Source organism: Sneathiella sp. P13V-1, from assembly GCF_015143595.1.
Classification (GTDB): Bacteria; Pseudomonadota; Alphaproteobacteria; order Sneathiellales; family Sneathiellaceae; genus Sneathiella.
This window is the reverse complement of the sequence record NZ_WYEU01000005.1, coordinates 139,116-156,078: the sequence shown is the minus strand read 5'-3', so window position 1 is coordinate 156,078 and position 16,963 is coordinate 139,116. Positions and strand designations below refer to the sequence as shown.

Here is a 16,963-nt window from a genome sequence, read left to right as displayed (position 1 = left end):
TGAGGAAGGCGCAGACAGCCTGTTTGGTGACAGCGGTAACGACACAATGCACGGCGGCGCTGACAATGACACTATGCGTGGCGGTGCTGACGACGATGTCATGTATGGCGATGGCGGCAACGACCTCATGTATGGTGACGGTGGTTCTGACAAGATGCATGGTGGTGCTGGCAATGACACCATGATCGGCGGCGCAGATAATGACTCTCTCCGCGGTGGCGATGACGACGACCATATTTCAGGCGGCACTGGAGATGACACTGTTGTGGGTGATTCAGGTCACGACCTGATGTTCGGCAATGAAGGAAATGATCTTCTTGTTGGCGGTACTGGCAATGACGAAATGTTCGGAAATGCGGACAATGACACATTGCTGGGAGGAAACGGCAGCGACACTATCATGGGCGGTTCTGGCGACGATACTATTCAATGGGTTATGAATGCTAATGCTGGCGCTGCAGATATCGTAGAAGGCGAGATCGGAAACGATACACTGGAACTTTATTTCACGGCCGCAGAGTTTGCTGCTCATGAAGAAGCGATTGCAAAATTTGCTAATGAGGTTGAAGCGGGCGGTACAGCTACTTTGAATGTCGCTGGTCGCACCCTGACAGCCGGTAGCATTGAAAATGTTGCGGTTATTGTTGATGGCGTTGAAGTACCCGTCCTGTTGGATGATGTTATCACGACTGACGAAGATACTGATATCACCGCGGAAGTTATAACTGGTCAGGCCCCAACTTGGGATCAGGATTTCGTTCCAAATGATGGGGACACAATCTTTAATGCACCAGGTGCAGTTACATTGACAATGCCTGGGCAAGCCGCCGTGATCCATTCCGGTTGGGTTGAGACAGCCGTTGGCTCCAACATCTGGAAATTGACCATTGCGGGCCATGGCGAGCTGACATTCGATGCTACAAATGAGGAGGATGTTCAGGTATCTTTGGATATCACTCCAATTGGAAGTGCTACGGATGGTTCATCTGCATTTGATGTAATGAATACCTCAGATCAGGCGACACTTGTCTTTGATTACACGGCTTCAATCAGCGGTTCCCCAACCACTGAAACTGCGACTGTTACAATCAATGTCGATGGTACGAATGACGCGGCGGTCATTTCTGGTACAACATCAGGTTCCGTCACTGAAGATGATGATACCGACACTGTTGGAGGATCACTCAATAGTGCTGATGTAGATAATCCTGATGACTTGTTCTTGGAGAGCAGCGGAACATCTGCCAATGGCTATGGTACATTTACTATGACGACTGCTGGCGTCTGGGAATACACATTGGATAACAGCAACCCGACAGTTGACGACCTGAACAACTTTGACAGTTTGACGGATAGCTTTGTTGTGTATTCTGCGGATGGCACGCCACAAACCATTACGATTGCAATCAATGGTACGAATGATGAGCCAAATGTAGCGCCTATTGCGGCGGATGATTTTATTGTCACCAATGCCTCCGCCTTTACAATCGCAGGGGCACTTCTGACAGCCAATGACACTGATGCAAATGGGGATCAATTAGCGGTCTCGGACGCTGGTGCTCTGAACTCAATAACTTCGGTCTCAAATGGTGATGTGTTGGTTTCAAATGTTACTGGAAGCGATCTTATTGGTTATGAAGTAACTGATGGTGATGAAACGGATACTGCGATCGTAGCTGTTTTCAAACAAACCGGTTCAACGATTGAAGGCACCCCAGATGACAATATCCTTATCGGAACTGACGGAGCGGATGTCTTTATCGGTGGTGAAGGGAATGATACGATCGTTGGTGGCTCCGGAGGTGGCGGCCTAAACGATGTGCTTGATGGTGGCGATGGCACTGATACAGCATATTACGGACACCTTTCTGACGGCATCTCAATCAATAGCAATGGTTTTGTTTCTCTAAATGGACAACTCATAGAATCACTTGGCAGCATTGAAAACATTATTGGCACGAGCGGTGATGATTTTATCAATTATGGCGACTATACAGCCTTTGGAGGCGGTGTTGTCAGAGTTGACAATCATTACGATGGTGGAGAAGGCAACGACGCTATCTATAGTGAGACGGGCAATGATACGCTCTATGGCGGCGAGGGTAATGATACCCTTGGCGGTGAAGGAGATGATGATCTGCTCTATGGTGAAGAAGGCAATGACCAACTATTTGGCGGAAGCGGCCTGGACACCTTGCATGGCGGGGTAGGCAACGACTATCTCGACGGTAGCTTAGGAAATGACGTTCTGGATGGTGGTGCAGGTGATGATACCCTGAATGGCAGCAACCAAGATGACCAACTAACCGGCGGTATTGGTGCAGATACTTTCCTTTACACAAGTATTTATAATGGCGATGATACTGTCACCGACTTCGATATTGCTGAAGGTGATACTATTGATTTGGATAGTCTGTTTGATAGCCTTGGGATCGCAACGGCAGATCGCGACGCAGATGTTATTCTGACGGATACTGGAACGGATACTGTTCTAACCGTTGATGGCCAATCTAACTTCTCTATCACACTGGAAGGTGTTGATCTGGATGTCGTTGATGAAACAGCCCTTCGAGCCCAGATAAATGTGAGTGACGAAAGTTAATCGCCTTCTCTGACAATCAAGTAAAAAGCCCGGTCCATGACCGGGCTTTTTTTATGCATCATTTTTGTAAAGCCGCACGATTTGACTAATTCAATTCATGCTTCATATCATTTTTATATTGCAGAGTGGCGGTGTAGAATAAGGGTGGCTTCATATGGGATTTCTTTTTAGATTATACGCGCTTTCAATCGCTATTAATCTGCTTTTGATTCAGATAAATCCAGCCAGCTCGTCAGAAATCAACCTGATCTCCAACAACCTCTATCCCACCTCATATGTTGAAGACGGTAAGATCAAAGGGTTAGCAATTGAGATTTCAAAAGCGGTATTCAAGCGCGCAGGATTAGAGTACCCATCCCCCCAAATATACCCTTATAAGCGCGCGCTGTACTTAACCGAAAACAGTTCAAATACAGTTTTGGTTTCTCTCGCCAGAACCCCCACACGTGCGGCAAACTTTGTCTGGATAGGACGGCTAGTTGTTGCTGTTAGGTTTATTGTATCCCGCAAAGACAGCCTCGCGTATAGCATCGCGGAAGCGAGAGAGTTGGAAAGCATTGGCGTTCTAAAAGGCTCCTCGTTAGAGAACCAGTTAAAAGGTATGGGTTTTAAAAACCTCGTTCCACTGGAGACTGAACAAACCAGCTTTAGGATGCTTTCCAAACAGCGGCTTGATGCCTGGTATACCTCAAATGTCTTGCTCTCTGGGGTTCTGCTTTCACAGGGGCTGGAGAGCAGATCGGCCATAACAATTGGGCCACCTCTTTCCGAAACAACCGATGTGTATATGGCCGCCTCAAAAAATTTCCCAGAGGGTGATTTTTTAAAACTCAAAAGTGCTTTTCAGCAACTTGAGAATGAAGGCGCCCTCACATCCATTAGAAGGAAATATGGGTTAGAGAGTTATCAATAACTGATGACTTTTAACCCTTATTCCTAATATCAGTAGCTATTTGACAATCGGCAAAAACCCAACCTGTTTGACAAACATATATGATCCAATCCCCCTAGATTGCGACCCAAGAAAATACCATAAAAATCAAACCAGAAATGATCGCTGCAGCGGGGACAGTGATCACCCAAGCAGCAATAATTGACAAGAAATGGGAGCGTCTTACCAGTTTTCTCCGGCTCCGTTCCTCAACCGACACCTCAACCTGCTGATCAGGGGTCAATTTGACCTTCTTCATGCGACGTACCGTATCCCACTCACGGAAAAAGCCCACGCCAAATACTGCGCCCACTGCGATATGAGTTGAGCTGACCGGTAGGCCTAACCAGCTTGCCACAATCACTGTAATCGCCGCAGACAATGCCACACAATAAGCCCGCATCGGGTTTAGCTTGGTAATCTGATCGCCGACCACTTTGATCATCTTTGATCCAAAAAGGAACAGCCCGAAAGAAATACCGGCGGCGCCGATAACCATCACCCATAATGGTATTGAGATCGCAGTTCCGTAATCACCAGATTGCGACGCCTGTACAATGGCGGCCAGAGGACCAACTGCATTAGCCACATCGTTGGCGCCATGGGCAAAACTCAACAGCGCCGCGGAGACAATCAAAGGAACATTAAACAGCTTCTTCAAGGATTTGTTTCTGTTCTCTAAGCCCCTCGCCTGACGTGCCACCAATGGCCGCATGACCAACCAGAAAAGAACGCCAATAGAAGCGCCAATCAGGATCGCTGTTTGCAGATCAATTTTGATGATTTTTTTCAGGCCTTTAAGCGCAAGGTAACTGGCAAAAGCACCTGACATGATGCCCACAAGAACGGGCACCCAACGCTTCGCAGCGGTTATTTTATCTTCTTGGTAAATGATGCGTGACTTGATGAACCAAAGGAACAAAGCCGCAATCAAACCACCCAAAACCGGGGAGATGACCCAGCTGGCGGCGATCTTGCTCATGGTGGCCCAGTTGACCGCGGCAAATCCAGCGGCGGCAATACCCGCGCCCATCACACCACCAACCACAGAATGGGTTGTAGAGACCGGCGCGCCAATCCAGGTTGCCAAATTCACCCATAGCGCCGCGGAGAGAAGCGCAGCCATCATTGCCCAGATAAAAACTGACACCGTCGGCATACTGGACGGGGCGATAATCCCCTTGGCAATGGTGGACACCACATCACCGCCTGCAATCAACGCACCTGCACTTTCAAAAATAGCGGCAATCACAATGGCCCCAACCATGGTAAGCGCATTCGCCCCCACCGCCGGCCCCATATTGTTCGCAACGTCATTTGCACCAATGTTAAGCGCCATATAGGCCCCGAACACAGCGGCGATGATAACGATAAAGCTGTTACTGGAAGCGCCAAAAACGGTCGCGGCCAAAATACCCGCAAACACCATAAAGATCAGAGCAATCCCGGGCCCGACCAAGGGCCTGGCAACAAAAACGGATGCTTGTTCAAGAGTACTCAGTCGTCCCAGATCACGATCAAGCGTTTCTAAATGGTCCGCGTCTAAGTCATGTTCCGCCATATCCAAACCCTTACCTATACAAATATATCGGTTGTACAGGGCACGGATAACTCAGTCTGATAACTATCACAAGTTTTTATGAAGCTTTTCTAACCAAATCACTCATTTATTAGTATCGGTTTTGACTTATTCGCTGGAAAACACCTGTTTCAGCCATACATGTCTTAGAACTCGTGAAGTTGATTCCGGCAAAAATGAGCAGCCCACAATTCACTATAAACCCTATTAATTGCATTTCAATTCTGCGCAATTGAGATATGATCAGATAAACCAATAATAAAAAAATATGTGTATATCGTGTGACCTATAGAGAAAATCCCGTTTCAATCAAATATCCTGTTTTAGGAATTTCAGCCTTGGCGGCGTTGTCTTTTTTCGCCCCCCTTTTGACCAATAGTCCATCTCACATACTCACCTTTAATCAGATGGGGATCGCCGTTGTTCTGGCTGTTTCCTATAATCTGTTGTTGGGTAAGGCAGGCCTTCTTTCTTTGGGACATGCCGCCTATTTTGGATTTGGCGGTTTTTTCGCGGTTCATGTCATAAATTATTTTTCCAATGGTGATAGCTGGATTGTAGCCCCCCTCATCCCCTTATTTGGGGGGTTAATGGGATTATTAGGTGCCTTTGTTCTTGGCAGTTTTACCACGCGGCGCGGGGGATTGGTCTTTGCAATGCTCAGTTTTGCCGTCGCAGAGCTTGTCATTGCTTCTTCTACTGTTTTTGGAAGATTTTATGGCGGCAGTGTTGATCGAACCCAGTTGCCGCCTTTTCTAGGTTTTGATTTCCAATCTGATACAGCTGTGTTTTACATCGTTTGGACCTGGGTTCTCATTGTGATAGGGCTTGCTGCCTGGTTCAATGCGAGCCCTGTTGGGAGGATTTCTGAAGCCGCCGGACAAAACTCAGACCGGATTGAATCTTTGGGATACAGCCAAAGGAAACTCAAACATTTCACTTTTTGTGTTTCCGGCTTTCTCGCAGGTATTGCAGGTGGCCTGTTTGCCCTTACCTATGAATTCGTTACCGTTGAAATTATTAGCCTTCAACAATCCTGGCTCATTCTCCAGATGGTTTTTATCGGTGGTACGGGAGTTTTCTGGGGGCCACCTCTTGGCGCCCTCCTCCTAACCGCCATTTTTTCAGGTTTAAACGGGACAACGGATAATTTGCACCTTTATGCGGGTATTCTATTCATAACAATCGTACTCTTTGCCCCAAGCGGTCTGTCCGGTCTTGCGACCGACATCTTCAAACGATTGAGACGAGATAAGGATGAAAAATTAGCCTCCGCATACATTTTCTCCGCCCTTTCCCTTCTTGCGATTGCAGTGGGTTTAATAGGGATTCTGGAGATGATCTCTACCTTGAAAAACAGCAACGCACCGTCGGTCTCAACAAACTTGTTTGGTATTATGATTGATCCTCGAACCATATGGCCATGGATGATATTCGGTCTCTTGATAATCGCTGGCGGGGTCAGTTTCACCAAGTTTAAAGCTAAGCTGAGCTCATAAAAAACACCGCCTTTATTCAACAGACGAGGATTTTTCGTTTTCATCGGAAGAAACCGGCATTGCTAGGGTTAGCCTCTTTTTTGAATATCCTAGATTTCAGAATCTATCGAAAATATGTATTATGATTGATCTGATTTTGAAAATAGCTTCAAAAACTCTAGTCCATTTGACCATTCACAATGATTGTTTTGATAAACCACCGTTGCCCTAGACCACTAAAAATAAAGATAACTAAGTGCTGGAGCATCATACAGTGCTAACATTTGCCGTTGCGGTATTTTTTCTGTTGATTACGCCAGGACCTGGTGTCCTTACAACCGCGGGGGTTGGGGCTGCGTTTGGCCGTAAAGCGGGGTTGCAGTATGTTTCCGGATTATGTATCGGTAACGCCCTTGTAGGGCTTGCTGTGGTCACAGGGCTGGCGGCTATCATCTTTGCCCTGCCTTTGGTCCGGAACGTATTGCTGGTCGTGTCGGCCCTTTATTTGTCATATTTGGCTTTCCGTATTGCCACCGCCGGATCAAAGATTTCCTTTATCGAAGCGGATAGCCGACCCGGCTTCTTTTCCGGTGTCACACTTCAGGCAATCAATCCCAAAGCCTATGCGGTGAATACAACTTTATTTTCCGGATTTGCCATCTTACCAGATGCCTTGCTCACAGAGACGGTGATCAAGTTCGGGATCCTCAACGCGATCTGGATTCCCATTCACCTATTGTGGTTGGCCGCGGGCATATATGTCGAACGGATGGAACTCGCGCCCCGCATCCAGTTCCGCGTCAATCTCCTGATGGCCTGCTCCTTAATGGTGGTTGTCATCCTGGCCATCTATTCGTTGCTCTAAGCTCACGCATAGTTTTCAACGAGGAAACCTGCGTCCAATATTTAAATACGGGTTAGCCTAATACAAAGCAAGCAACTGACTGAACGGCAAATTGCGCTATTAATCGCTTGAAACAGTTCAAATTATTTACGAGAGAGATTTCTGGTAGCGGAGGAGGGACTTGAACCCCCGACACGCGGATTATGATTCCGCTGCTCTAACCAACTGAGCTACTCCGCCCCAAAAAAGGGCGCCATATTTGGCGTCTGGAGCCCGGTTTTTAGGGTTATTTACCCCCTCTGTCAAGCGGTGAAATGAAAATAATTACACTTTTGAGCTTCACGAGAGATATCGAACGAATTCCATCCGCATCGACTTGGCTGAAATTCATATTTAACCAAGAAATCGACGAGTAATCGAAGAGCGTCCTAAATGGTGACAGGGGCTTCCGTACCGGCGATCCAGCCGCCGCCAAGCAACCGATCCCCATCATACATCACACAGGCCTGACCTGGGGAAACTCCCGCCTCAGGCTCTTTCAAGCGGACTTCAGCCCAGCCATTTGGCGCGCCGAAAACGGTTGCTTCCATCGGCTCCTGCGTTGAGCGGACTTTGACCATAACGTCAATGCCCTGATCATCCAGCGGCTTATCCCCGATCCAGTTGACTTCCTTCAAGGAAATACCGGAGACGAGCAAGGCCTCCTGAGGACCAACAACCACACGGTTATTTTCAGGGTCTAGACGCACAACATAAATCGGGCTGCCTGTCGCGACACCCAAGCCGCGGCGTTGCCCGATTGTATAGTTGATAATCCCGTTGTGCTGCCCCAGAACGTTACCATTCAAATCGACAATGTCACCAGATTTTCCGGCCCCCGGGCGTAATCTTTCAATAACGCTGGCATAGTTGCCATTGGGTACAAAGCAGATATCCTGACTTTCAGGTTTTGCCGCTACGGCCAGATTATATTTATCTGCAAGAGCGCGCGTTTCGTCTTTGGTCAAACCACCAAGCGGGAAACGCAGGAAATCAGCTTGTTCCTGCGTTGTTGCAAACAGAAAATAGCTTTGATCTTTGATGGAATTTGCACCGCGGTAAAGTTTTGCACCAGTCGCATCACCTTCACGGCGGATATAATGACCTGTCGCCATGGCAACCGCGCCTAGATCCTGTGCCGTTTCCAGCAAATCCCGGAATTTTACCGTCTGATTACAGCGCACGCACGGCACTGGCGTTTCACCGCGCAAATAACTGTCAGCAAACTCGTCCATGACGCTGTCTTGAAAACGGTTTTCATAATCCAGCACATAATGAGGAATACCGATGGCTTCCGCGACACGGCGGGCGTCATGGATATCCTGACCTGCGCAGCAGGCGCCTTTTTTCTGAACCGCTACACCATGATCATAAAGCTGAAGCGTGATGCCAACCACGTCATAGCCCTGATCTTTCAGGAGCGCAGCTGTCACCGAACTGTCCACGCCGCCGGACATGGCAACGACAACCCGAGTATCTTCTGGTGCTGTATCAAAACCTAATGAATTCATGGCGGGCAATATAGGCCTGAATTAAGTTTATGCAAGGGGAGATGAGCCCGCCTCCCTTATTCCATAAGACTTACAGGAAGTTCAGGAGGCTGGTTCGGTTGATTTGGCTGAGAACGTTGTAAGAAGATTCCAGCGCAAAATTAGCCTGATTGAGATTTGTAATCGCTTCTGCCGCATCCACATCTTCGATATTGCTGACAAAAATCTTTGCTTGATCAATCTGAAGATCCAGCTGTTCCTGCGTATCGATCACTGTTTTCAAGTTAAGACCATTTACACCCCGCGCTTCATTGAAGCCACGGACTAGATTTTCAAGCTGTTGTATCTCACCAATAAGAAAATCCTGATCCTCTTGACGCAGTGGTGACGTAACAGGTCCTGCGGGGCCTGTTGGCACAGGTGCCGTTGTTGGAAGGGTACCATTTTGCCAAAGCGCGATACGCTGTAGTGACGTCATGATATCCAACGCCAACTCATCTGCAACCATCCCTGTTTCCAGCACACGATTTTCATCGATGCGCACCTGACGTTTCAAAGTATCATTTGTAAAAATATCTGTTGGTGGCTCAAGTGCTGTGGTTAGGTCCGACCAACTGGTAATATTAATGGGGGCAACAGACCTTTTAGAGCCTGCAAACAGATAACCCTCAGTATCCGCAGAATTAAGCACCCCCAAAACCGTGTTAAAAACACCTTCAACGGTCGCTTCCAATCCCAGTGAGGAGGATGAGTTCACTGCACCCATAACCGCTTCCTTAAGATCAGTCGCCGCATTTTCAAGTGAGCCAAGCATCTGATCATATGTCTGCAAATTCGTCAGAATAACACCCGCATTCTCTTTATGCTGCTCCAGCGTACTCACCAGTGATTTCGCGCCCGCAAGGCTTGTCGCCTCCTGATAAAGGCCCTGATAGGTGTCAGCAACCTTACCGGTGTTAACCTGGCGCTGCGCGTCGGTCACGTGCTTTTGCGAATTCAACATATGTTGAATAAGTGTCTGACTTTGCTGGTAAGTTGATACGCGTGTCATGATACTTCTCCTATCCTTGGCCCTATACGATATTCAGCAATACGTCATACATATCGCGCGCAGTGGTAATAACCCGGGCCGCTGCGTTGTAGGAATTTTGATAAACAATCAGATTGGCAAGCTCTTCGTCCATATTAACACCAGAGGCTTCTTGCAGCTTTTCATTCAACACCTCGGCGAGTGTCGTACGATCCTGCTGCAAACTATCTGCACGTGCCGCATCAAGACCGGATTTTGCTAAAATCTGTGCGGCATATTCTGCGATGGTAACAACTGATCCTGGCAATTCCCCCACTGTCGGAAAATCCATCGTCGCGTTGCGAAGATCCTGAAAAGCGAGGGCACCGCGGTTATCTGATAAGTTCAAGGCAGGTGTCCCGGCAGGATTGATCTGCGCCAGCGCCATTGTCATGGGGGAGTTTTCAATATCATCGCGGACACCGAAATCCATACCCTGATCGCTAGGGTACCGAAGACCGATACCGAACATATCAGAAAAATAGGTGCCTGTTGCCGCACGATTTGAAGTATCACTGACCACGTTCATTTTGTAGTTTTCATAACCGGCAGCATTTGTGATCTCAATAGCACCTTCCGCGGTCAGCACAGCGGTGGCGGCGGGTGAAATGCTGGCATTGATTTCATCAACCACATCCTGCATGGTTGCACCGATTGCCCCGAAATCAATTGTAAAGGTACTTTGCACCTCCCCATTTGGTCCCCGAAACTCCAGATCGGTGGTTCCTGTGAAGCTGTGATTGTCTGCTGGCACCAGACCTGTTTCAAAATGCGTGGGGACGCGGGCATCAATCAGATCATTCATGCCAAAGAAATGAGAAAAGCCGCGTCCTGCTCTTAAAGCTGGATCAGCTGCGTCCTGCGCAATACCAACTCCAGTCGCCCCCCCTTGTGCGGCCATTGTCATTACACCATTGGTTAGCGCGAGAGTACCGGCACCAAGCGCACCATTAACTTCAGCGATCACATCCGCAAGCGTATTTGTTCCCACCGCATCAAAGTCAACAGTGTAAGATGCAACGATGTCGTTATTGGCGTCAAAACTGTAAAAAGTTGCCTCGCCTGTAAACCCATGACCATCAGCCGCTACCAGCCCCGTACTGCGTCCAGTTAGGGATGCAGGTGGCGGAACTGCCGTATTGGCATTATGAACCGCGTTAAATTGTTCGGCTGTGGCTGAAGCCAAAGTACCAATCTGATCGGCAAGCGCGGGCAATTCAACATTCCGCATATCTAACCAGCCACGAAGCGACCCACTAGAAAGTTCAGGATCGAGAGGCAGGCCTGTGGCTGCAGTGGTCTTCGTCACAGTGTCATATACGTTAATACTGATCTGATCAAAAATCGCTTCAGAAGAAACGGAGGCTGCCGGTGAATAGACCAATTGCCGCGGCGTAAAGTCCAGTAGTTGTTGCCCCGAATTTGTTACCACTGCCAGAGAGTTATTCCCCTGCGGGTAAGTTTTTACATCCATGATTTCGGAAATCTCAGCAAGCGCTTGATCCCGCTTGTCTTCCAACTCACCGGTTGGTTTCTCACTAATTGTCGCTGAAGAGATTTCTTTGTTTAATTCGTGAATTCTAAGGATCGCTGCATTTACGGTTTCGATTTCAGAGGCAATATGCGTGTCAGCTTCTTTTCTTAAGCTTTGGATCTGGGTTAGAAGCCTATCAGTTTCAGTACCAAAGTTAGCCACCTCGGTAAGCGCCGCTGTACGGGAAACTGATAATGTAGGATCAACAGTAAGAGCTGAAAAAGAGGTATGAATAGAGTCTGCTTTGCCTGTTAGGGATGTATTCGCAGAAGGGTCACCTAATAGTGCCTGCAGTTTTCCGTAGATATCTGACATCGCGCGGTACTGTTCTGAGTCAGCTGTTGAGAGACGTAGTTCCCGCAAAATGAATTCGTCAGTTACGCGCCGGACGTCTTCTACCTCAACGCCAGCGCCAAAACCACCCAGCACAATTGTACTATAATCTACAGTTTTACGTGCGTAACCTTCGGTTTGAACGTTAGCGATGTTGTTTGATGTTACATTGAGTGCCTGCTGATGACTCAGCATACCTGTAACACCTGAATTCATGATCTGGTTCAGACTCATTTTAAATCTCCCCACTGAGTTTCAGGGGTATTGAAAGCGGCAATTTTGACCGCGCCTTTCATTCCCAATTGATCAAATCGGCAAAAGATGCCAGTCAGTCTCGCAATTTGACCTGTCTTTTGAGAATTATTTTTATGTATATTTTTCAAACACATAATCACAATCACCGATCATCATTTCAATTGTTGCATTTTTAATTCCCCCATTAATATGCAAGTGCAATGCCAATTTGTAATATCACTGAATTCAAAGGGTAAATGCAGGGAGGAATAAAAGACCACATGGGGGTCATTTTTTTCCGGAACAGGTAATTTTGTCTCAGCGAAATTCAGCTTTCACTTCGCAACAACACCATAAAAACAAAAGAAAATATCGGCTCTTCAAAAACTGGCCCGGGTTTTGCTTAATACCTAGCGACGCAAAATATATAGCGCAAATAAAGTGAGTTTAAGTCGATGGATATTACGCAAATTGCAAAAGCGAAAGACGCTTCTTTTAACTGGGGGCCCCAAGTTGGGAGTGCCCACGAAGAAGATTTCGCAAAATATATCGACACGGCTGCCGCTGAAACTTCTGATTATGAAGTAAGCGATAGTCGGGAGGCTCGCCCTGAAAATGATCGTTCAGATGATCAGGTCGATGCCTCTTCTGAGACAGAACACTCAGAAGCAAAAGCTGACGAAGACGCGAACAACGAAACACCTAACATACAGTTAACCGAAGAAGCTCTACCTGCTGCTGTGGAAACCACTACCACACAGCTGACAGGCACGACAGAAGTGACTTCGATAACCACCTCTAAAGTTCCTATGGAAGGTTCTGAGTCAGTTCAGCCAATGGCGATCACGCAGAATCTTAATGGCGGAGAGGCTAAACCTGTAGAGACATTGTCAAAAGGGAATGTTGAAACGGCGATCAATGAAACACTGCCTGTAAATGCTAAGGCTGCCTCCCCTACGGAGAAAGCACAACAGGTTATCGCCAATACTCCCGCCAGTGAAACCGCAAAAAGTATGGTAGGTAAAAACACTGAAGTCACTCAAACAGTTGCCTCAACCGGTAGCTCGGAGGGTAAAAGTGTCGTAACCAGCGCCGCATCACAGCAAGCTGTTGCCGCCAACCCACAGCAAAAAACTGTGAGTAATTCAGGAGCGAAACAAGTACTTGGATCTGATGAAGCCCCAACAGTTGTCGCCCAGCAAACCGCCAAACCAACTGCCATGCAGCAAATGCGGCAAGATGAAATGGCTCACTTGACAGACAAAGAAACACTGTCCAACAAGATTTCTGAATTGCTAGGCGCCGCTAAGGGCAAAGTCTCTCTTGCCTCAAACGGGAAAGCCACTAGCGTGGCCTCTGTCCAAAATTCTGTAATCTCAGGTGAAACAGCCACCCAGGCAACCCTATTGCAAAACAATAGCACCTTAACCACACCGCAAACAGCAACCGCGGTTGGTACGGTCACCCAAAATGTGATGCAGGCAGAGATGCCAATTGTCATTCCAAACGGAGAATTTGGCACAACGCTGATTACACCTGCCACATCTGATCTGTCTACAAGCGGCACTCTTGCCTCTACAGGCGGCGCTGTAACAGGTGTGGACAGCACTTCCGCAAGTTCCGCAAGTCAGTCCAGTCTGGCAAATCGGGCAACTTCGCAGGCAGGTAGTCCAGCAGAACAAGTTTCCAGCCAATTGATTTCTGCATCAAAAGACGGAGCTGACAAAATCAAGGTTCAACTTCACCCGGCAGAACTTGGCCGCGTGGATATTAAACTGGAAATTGCCCAAGACGGGCGAATCCTGGCTGCTATTTCTGCAGAAAATCAGGATAGCTTAGATCTTCTACAACAAGATTCAAAACTCTTGGAACAAGCACTCAAGGACGCTGGCTTCGACGCTGATGGAGATAGTCTGAGCTTTAGCCTTCAACAGGGAACCGATGGCGAAGAAATGCCAACCGGCGAACAAGTTGAAACAGCGAACTCCGAACCTGAAGAAGAAATCTCACTGGAAACGCAACTAGCAGCCTTAAGTGCGCAAAATGCGACTTCAGGCGGGTTAAACATTCAAGTTTGACGGCAACTACCAAGTTGTAGGTAAAAGGAAACGATATGAATATCGATGAGGCAAATGCCCTATATTACAAAGGCCCCTCTGATGCCAGAGATGCCCAAGGTAAGTTGGCAGACAACTTCGACGACTTCCTGTTGATGTTGACGACTCAGCTGCAAAATCAGGATCCGCTCAACCCCACGGACTCAAATGAATTTACGAACCAACTCGTAAACTTCACCCAGGTTGAACAATCCATTGCAACTAATGAGAACCTGGAAGCATTGATAAACCTGCAATCTATTAATCAACAAAATAGTCAGGCAACGATCCTTATTGACTATCTTGGCAAGACGGTGGAGGCCAATGCCAACATTGGCAACATGGAAAATGGCGAAGTCACCTGGAATATGGACTTCTCAGTTGCTGCCGATAATGTTTCCTATGACATCTACAATGAGAGTGGCGCCAAAGTAGACACAATCACTGTTGACGGCACCGTTTCAGCTGGCGAGACATCATTTACCTGGGACGGTCAGCTTTCGACAGGCGGCGGACAGGCACCTGATGGCCTCTACTTCCTTGTCCCTAATGCGACCACGGACGGTGGTAGCACCGTTGATGTTGGCTTCAACATCAAAGGGACAGCCCAGCGCGTAGAAACCATTGGTGGCGTTCCAATGCTCTTCGTCAACAACATGCCAATTAGCATAAACAACATCACCTCCGTAGCCGTAGGTGACACTACAGACAACGCGGCCTGATCCGCCGCACCGTAATCTGTCGGGCTTTTTAAGGTCTGGCATTTATTAAAGGAGTAATATCATGAGTCTTACAGCAGCAATGTTCTCCGGCGTGTCCGGACTGGCCGCTCAATCAATGTCCATGGGAATGATTTCCGACAACATCTCCAACGCCAACACCGTTGGCTACAAAGATACTCGGGCAGTTTTTTCCACTTTGGTCACTGAGAGCGCGACCGACACGACTTATTCACCAGGCGGTGTAATCGTTCACCCAACTGCTCAGGTCGACACTCAGGGCCTTATCACTGCATCAAATCAGGATACGCATATCGCGATCGCTGGTAATGGTTTCTTTGTAGTAAACACCCTGCCTGATCCAACAGCCTCTGGCGGCAATTACCTTTTCACCCGCGCGGGTACTTTTGAACCTGACGATGAAGGCCGCTTGAGAAACGCTCAAGGGTATTATCTGCAGGGTTGGGAGATTGACCCTTCAGGCGCCATTCCAACAAACCAGTCTGATCTTGCAGCCCTTCAACCTGTCAATATTTCAGGCCTTACCGGTAACGCGGAACCGACAACCGTTATTGACCTGAAGGCAAATCTTGCGAAATCCCAAACAAGTTTTGGCGCTGGTTATGTGGCAGGTGATATGACAAGCGGCGCAACCACACCGCACTTTGTACGCTCTTTCCAAGTTTATGATAGTGTGGGTGCTGCGCATTCCATTACTTTCAACTTCTTGAAGACAGGCACAGGTGTCACACCAAACGAATGGACACTTGAGATTACAGCCGATACTGACGGTGACGGCAATGAAGACACCCTGTCGACAGAGGTTGTCGCCTTCAATACAGACGGTACTATCGACCTGTCCTCCGGTGCCACAACCCAGACCAATACAATATCAATTCCTTGGGCTGCTGCCCTGGGTATTGATACACCGCAAAATCTGACCCTGAATTTTGGATCTGACGATCAATCTGATGGCTTTACACATTTTGCTGGTCCTAGTGAGCTCGTATCTTCAGATGTGAACGGCGCGCTGTTTGGTGCCTTCAATTCCGTCTTTATCGATGAAGAAGGTAATGTAATTGCGAAATTTGATAACGGTACTTCAAAGTACATCTACAAAATTCCGGTAGCCACATTCCCCAACCCGAATGAGATGCGCAATCTCGACGGCAATGCCTACGACGAGAGCCCTGAATCAGGAACTTTTACATTGCGTGAAGCAACAATTGGTGGTGCAGGCCGTATGGTCTCCGGTGCCACTGAGGCTTCTACCGTTGATATTGCCAATGAGTTTACAAAAATGATCGTAACACAGCGATCTTACTCTGCCGCAAGTAAGATTATCACCACTGCCGACGAAATGTTGGAAGAACTCATTCGGATCAAACGATAAACCAACCGCTTGATATTACTCCTAATTTCCTGGCCAATTGGCTGCCATTGGTCAGGAAATACAAAATTAACCAATCTCTTTAGCGGTTTGTTAAAACCACGTCGCTACGATCCACTTCAAGCAAATGATGAAGTTGGAGCAAGGTAGCGCCAAAATGCAGTCTCATAGTGAGCATAAAATCAGTCAGATTATTGGCCTGGATGGCAAACCAATGACCGTGGAAGATCTACCTCCAGTAGATACCAAGCGTTGGGTTATCCGGCGCAAAGCGGAAGTGGTTGCAGCCGTAAGGGGCGGCTTGATCAGCCTTGATGACGCGTGCAACCGTTATAAACTGTCAGTTGAAGAGTTTTTATCCTGGCAAAAAGCAATCGAAAAACATGGTTTACCGGGCCTGCGCACCACTAGGTTGCAACAATATCGGCCTCCCCCACCCCCAGAGTTGAGCAATTAACAGCTTGCCTGTTGCAAAATTGATTCGGTAAATGTCAAAGCGGTTCCCTCAAAATGGCGGAATCGCTTTTATATTTTTATCTTCTAATTCAATAACTTGTTTAAATAGGCAAAATTTTCCCAAAACCCGGCAAAAATTGCCCATTGTTAACTTTCTGTTTATATCCTG

12 protein-coding genes and 1 tRNA gene are annotated in these 16,963 nt (G+C 47.7%); 8 read left to right on the top strand and 5 right to left on the bottom strand.

Features of this window, described 5'->3' with window-relative positions; genetic code table 11:
- Positions 1 to 2,602, top strand: a 2,602-nt coding sequence (locus GUA87_RS17190; RefSeq protein WP_193717853.1) for a VCBS domain-containing protein, incomplete at its 5' end; no start/stop codon positions are given.
- A gap of 154 nt (positions 2,603 to 2,756) precedes the next feature.
- Positions 2,757 to 3,515, top strand: coding sequence for a substrate-binding periplasmic protein (locus GUA87_RS17185; protein ID WP_193717852.1), 759 nt, complete (start codon positions 2,757 to 2,759; stop codon positions 3,513 to 3,515).
- Positions 3,516 to 3,609: 94 nt separating this feature from the next.
- On the opposite strand, the gene GUA87_RS17180 is transcribed toward GUA87_RS17185, so the two are convergent.
- Complete coding sequence (locus tag GUA87_RS17180; RefSeq protein WP_193717851.1) at positions 3,610 to 5,094, bottom strand: inorganic phosphate transporter; 1,485 nt, start codon at positions 5,092 to 5,094, stop codon at positions 3,610 to 3,612.
- Positions 5,095 to 5,450: 356 nt separating this feature from the next.
- On the opposite strand from GUA87_RS17180, the gene GUA87_RS17175 reads away from it, so the two are divergent.
- On the top strand, positions 5,451 to 6,611 hold the full coding sequence (locus GUA87_RS17175) for a branched-chain amino acid ABC transporter permease (protein WP_193717850.1): 1,161 nt from the start codon (positions 5,451 to 5,453) through the stop codon (positions 6,609 to 6,611).
- Positions 6,612 to 6,846: 235 nt separating this feature from the next.
- Positions 6,847 to 7,455 (top strand): LysE family translocator, encoded by a 609-nt coding sequence (locus GUA87_RS17170; protein WP_321575929.1) that lies wholly within the window; start codon positions 6,847 to 6,849, stop codon positions 7,453 to 7,455.
- 142 nt (positions 7,456 to 7,597) lie between these two features.
- Here the strand turns inward: GUA87_RS17170 and GUA87_RS17165 are convergent.
- From GUA87_RS17165 to flgK, 4 genes are all read right to left on the bottom strand, one after another.
- A tRNA-Met gene (locus GUA87_RS17165) sits at positions 7,598 to 7,674 on the bottom strand.
- Between the two features lie 188 nt (positions 7,675 to 7,862).
- Positions 7,863 to 8,984, bottom strand: a complete 1,122-nt coding sequence (gene mnmA / locus GUA87_RS17160; RefSeq protein WP_193717849.1) for a tRNA 2-thiouridine(34) synthase MnmA — start codon at positions 8,982 to 8,984, stop codon at positions 7,863 to 7,865.
- A 70-nt stretch (positions 8,985 to 9,054) separates the two neighbouring features.
- Positions 9,055 to 10,014, bottom strand: coding sequence for a flagellin (locus GUA87_RS17155; protein ID WP_193717848.1), 960 nt, complete (start codon positions 10,012 to 10,014; stop codon positions 9,055 to 9,057).
- A gap of 22 nt (positions 10,015 to 10,036) precedes the next feature.
- Positions 10,037 to 12,133 (bottom strand): flagellar hook-associated protein FlgK, encoded by a 2,097-nt coding sequence (flgK, locus tag GUA87_RS17150; protein ID WP_193717847.1) that lies wholly within the window; start codon positions 12,131 to 12,133, stop codon positions 10,037 to 10,039.
- Between the two features lie 455 nt (positions 12,134 to 12,588).
- Between flgK and GUA87_RS17145 the strand changes: the two genes are divergently transcribed.
- From GUA87_RS17145 to GUA87_RS17130, 4 genes are all read left to right on the top strand, one after another.
- The gene (locus tag GUA87_RS17145; RefSeq protein ID WP_193717846.1) at positions 12,589 to 14,211 is read left to right on the top strand and encodes a flagellar hook-length control protein FliK; all 1,623 of its coding nucleotides are present in this window, start codon (positions 12,589 to 12,591) and stop codon (positions 14,209 to 14,211) included.
- 35 nt (positions 14,212 to 14,246) lie between these two features.
- Positions 14,247 to 14,951 (top strand): flagellar hook assembly protein FlgD, encoded by a 705-nt coding sequence (locus GUA87_RS17140; RefSeq protein ID WP_193717845.1) that lies wholly within the window; start codon positions 14,247 to 14,249, stop codon positions 14,949 to 14,951.
- A 61-nt stretch (positions 14,952 to 15,012) separates the two neighbouring features.
- A complete protein-coding gene (gene flgE / locus GUA87_RS17135; RefSeq protein WP_193717844.1) occupies positions 15,013 to 16,341 on the top strand; it encodes a flagellar hook protein FlgE in 1,329 nt (442 codons plus the stop codon).
- A 154-nt stretch (positions 16,342 to 16,495) separates the two neighbouring features.
- Positions 16,496 to 16,795, top strand: a complete 300-nt coding sequence (locus GUA87_RS17130) for a DUF1153 domain-containing protein (protein WP_193717843.1) — start codon at positions 16,496 to 16,498, stop codon at positions 16,793 to 16,795.
- Positions 16,796 to 16,963 lie beyond the last annotated feature (168 nt).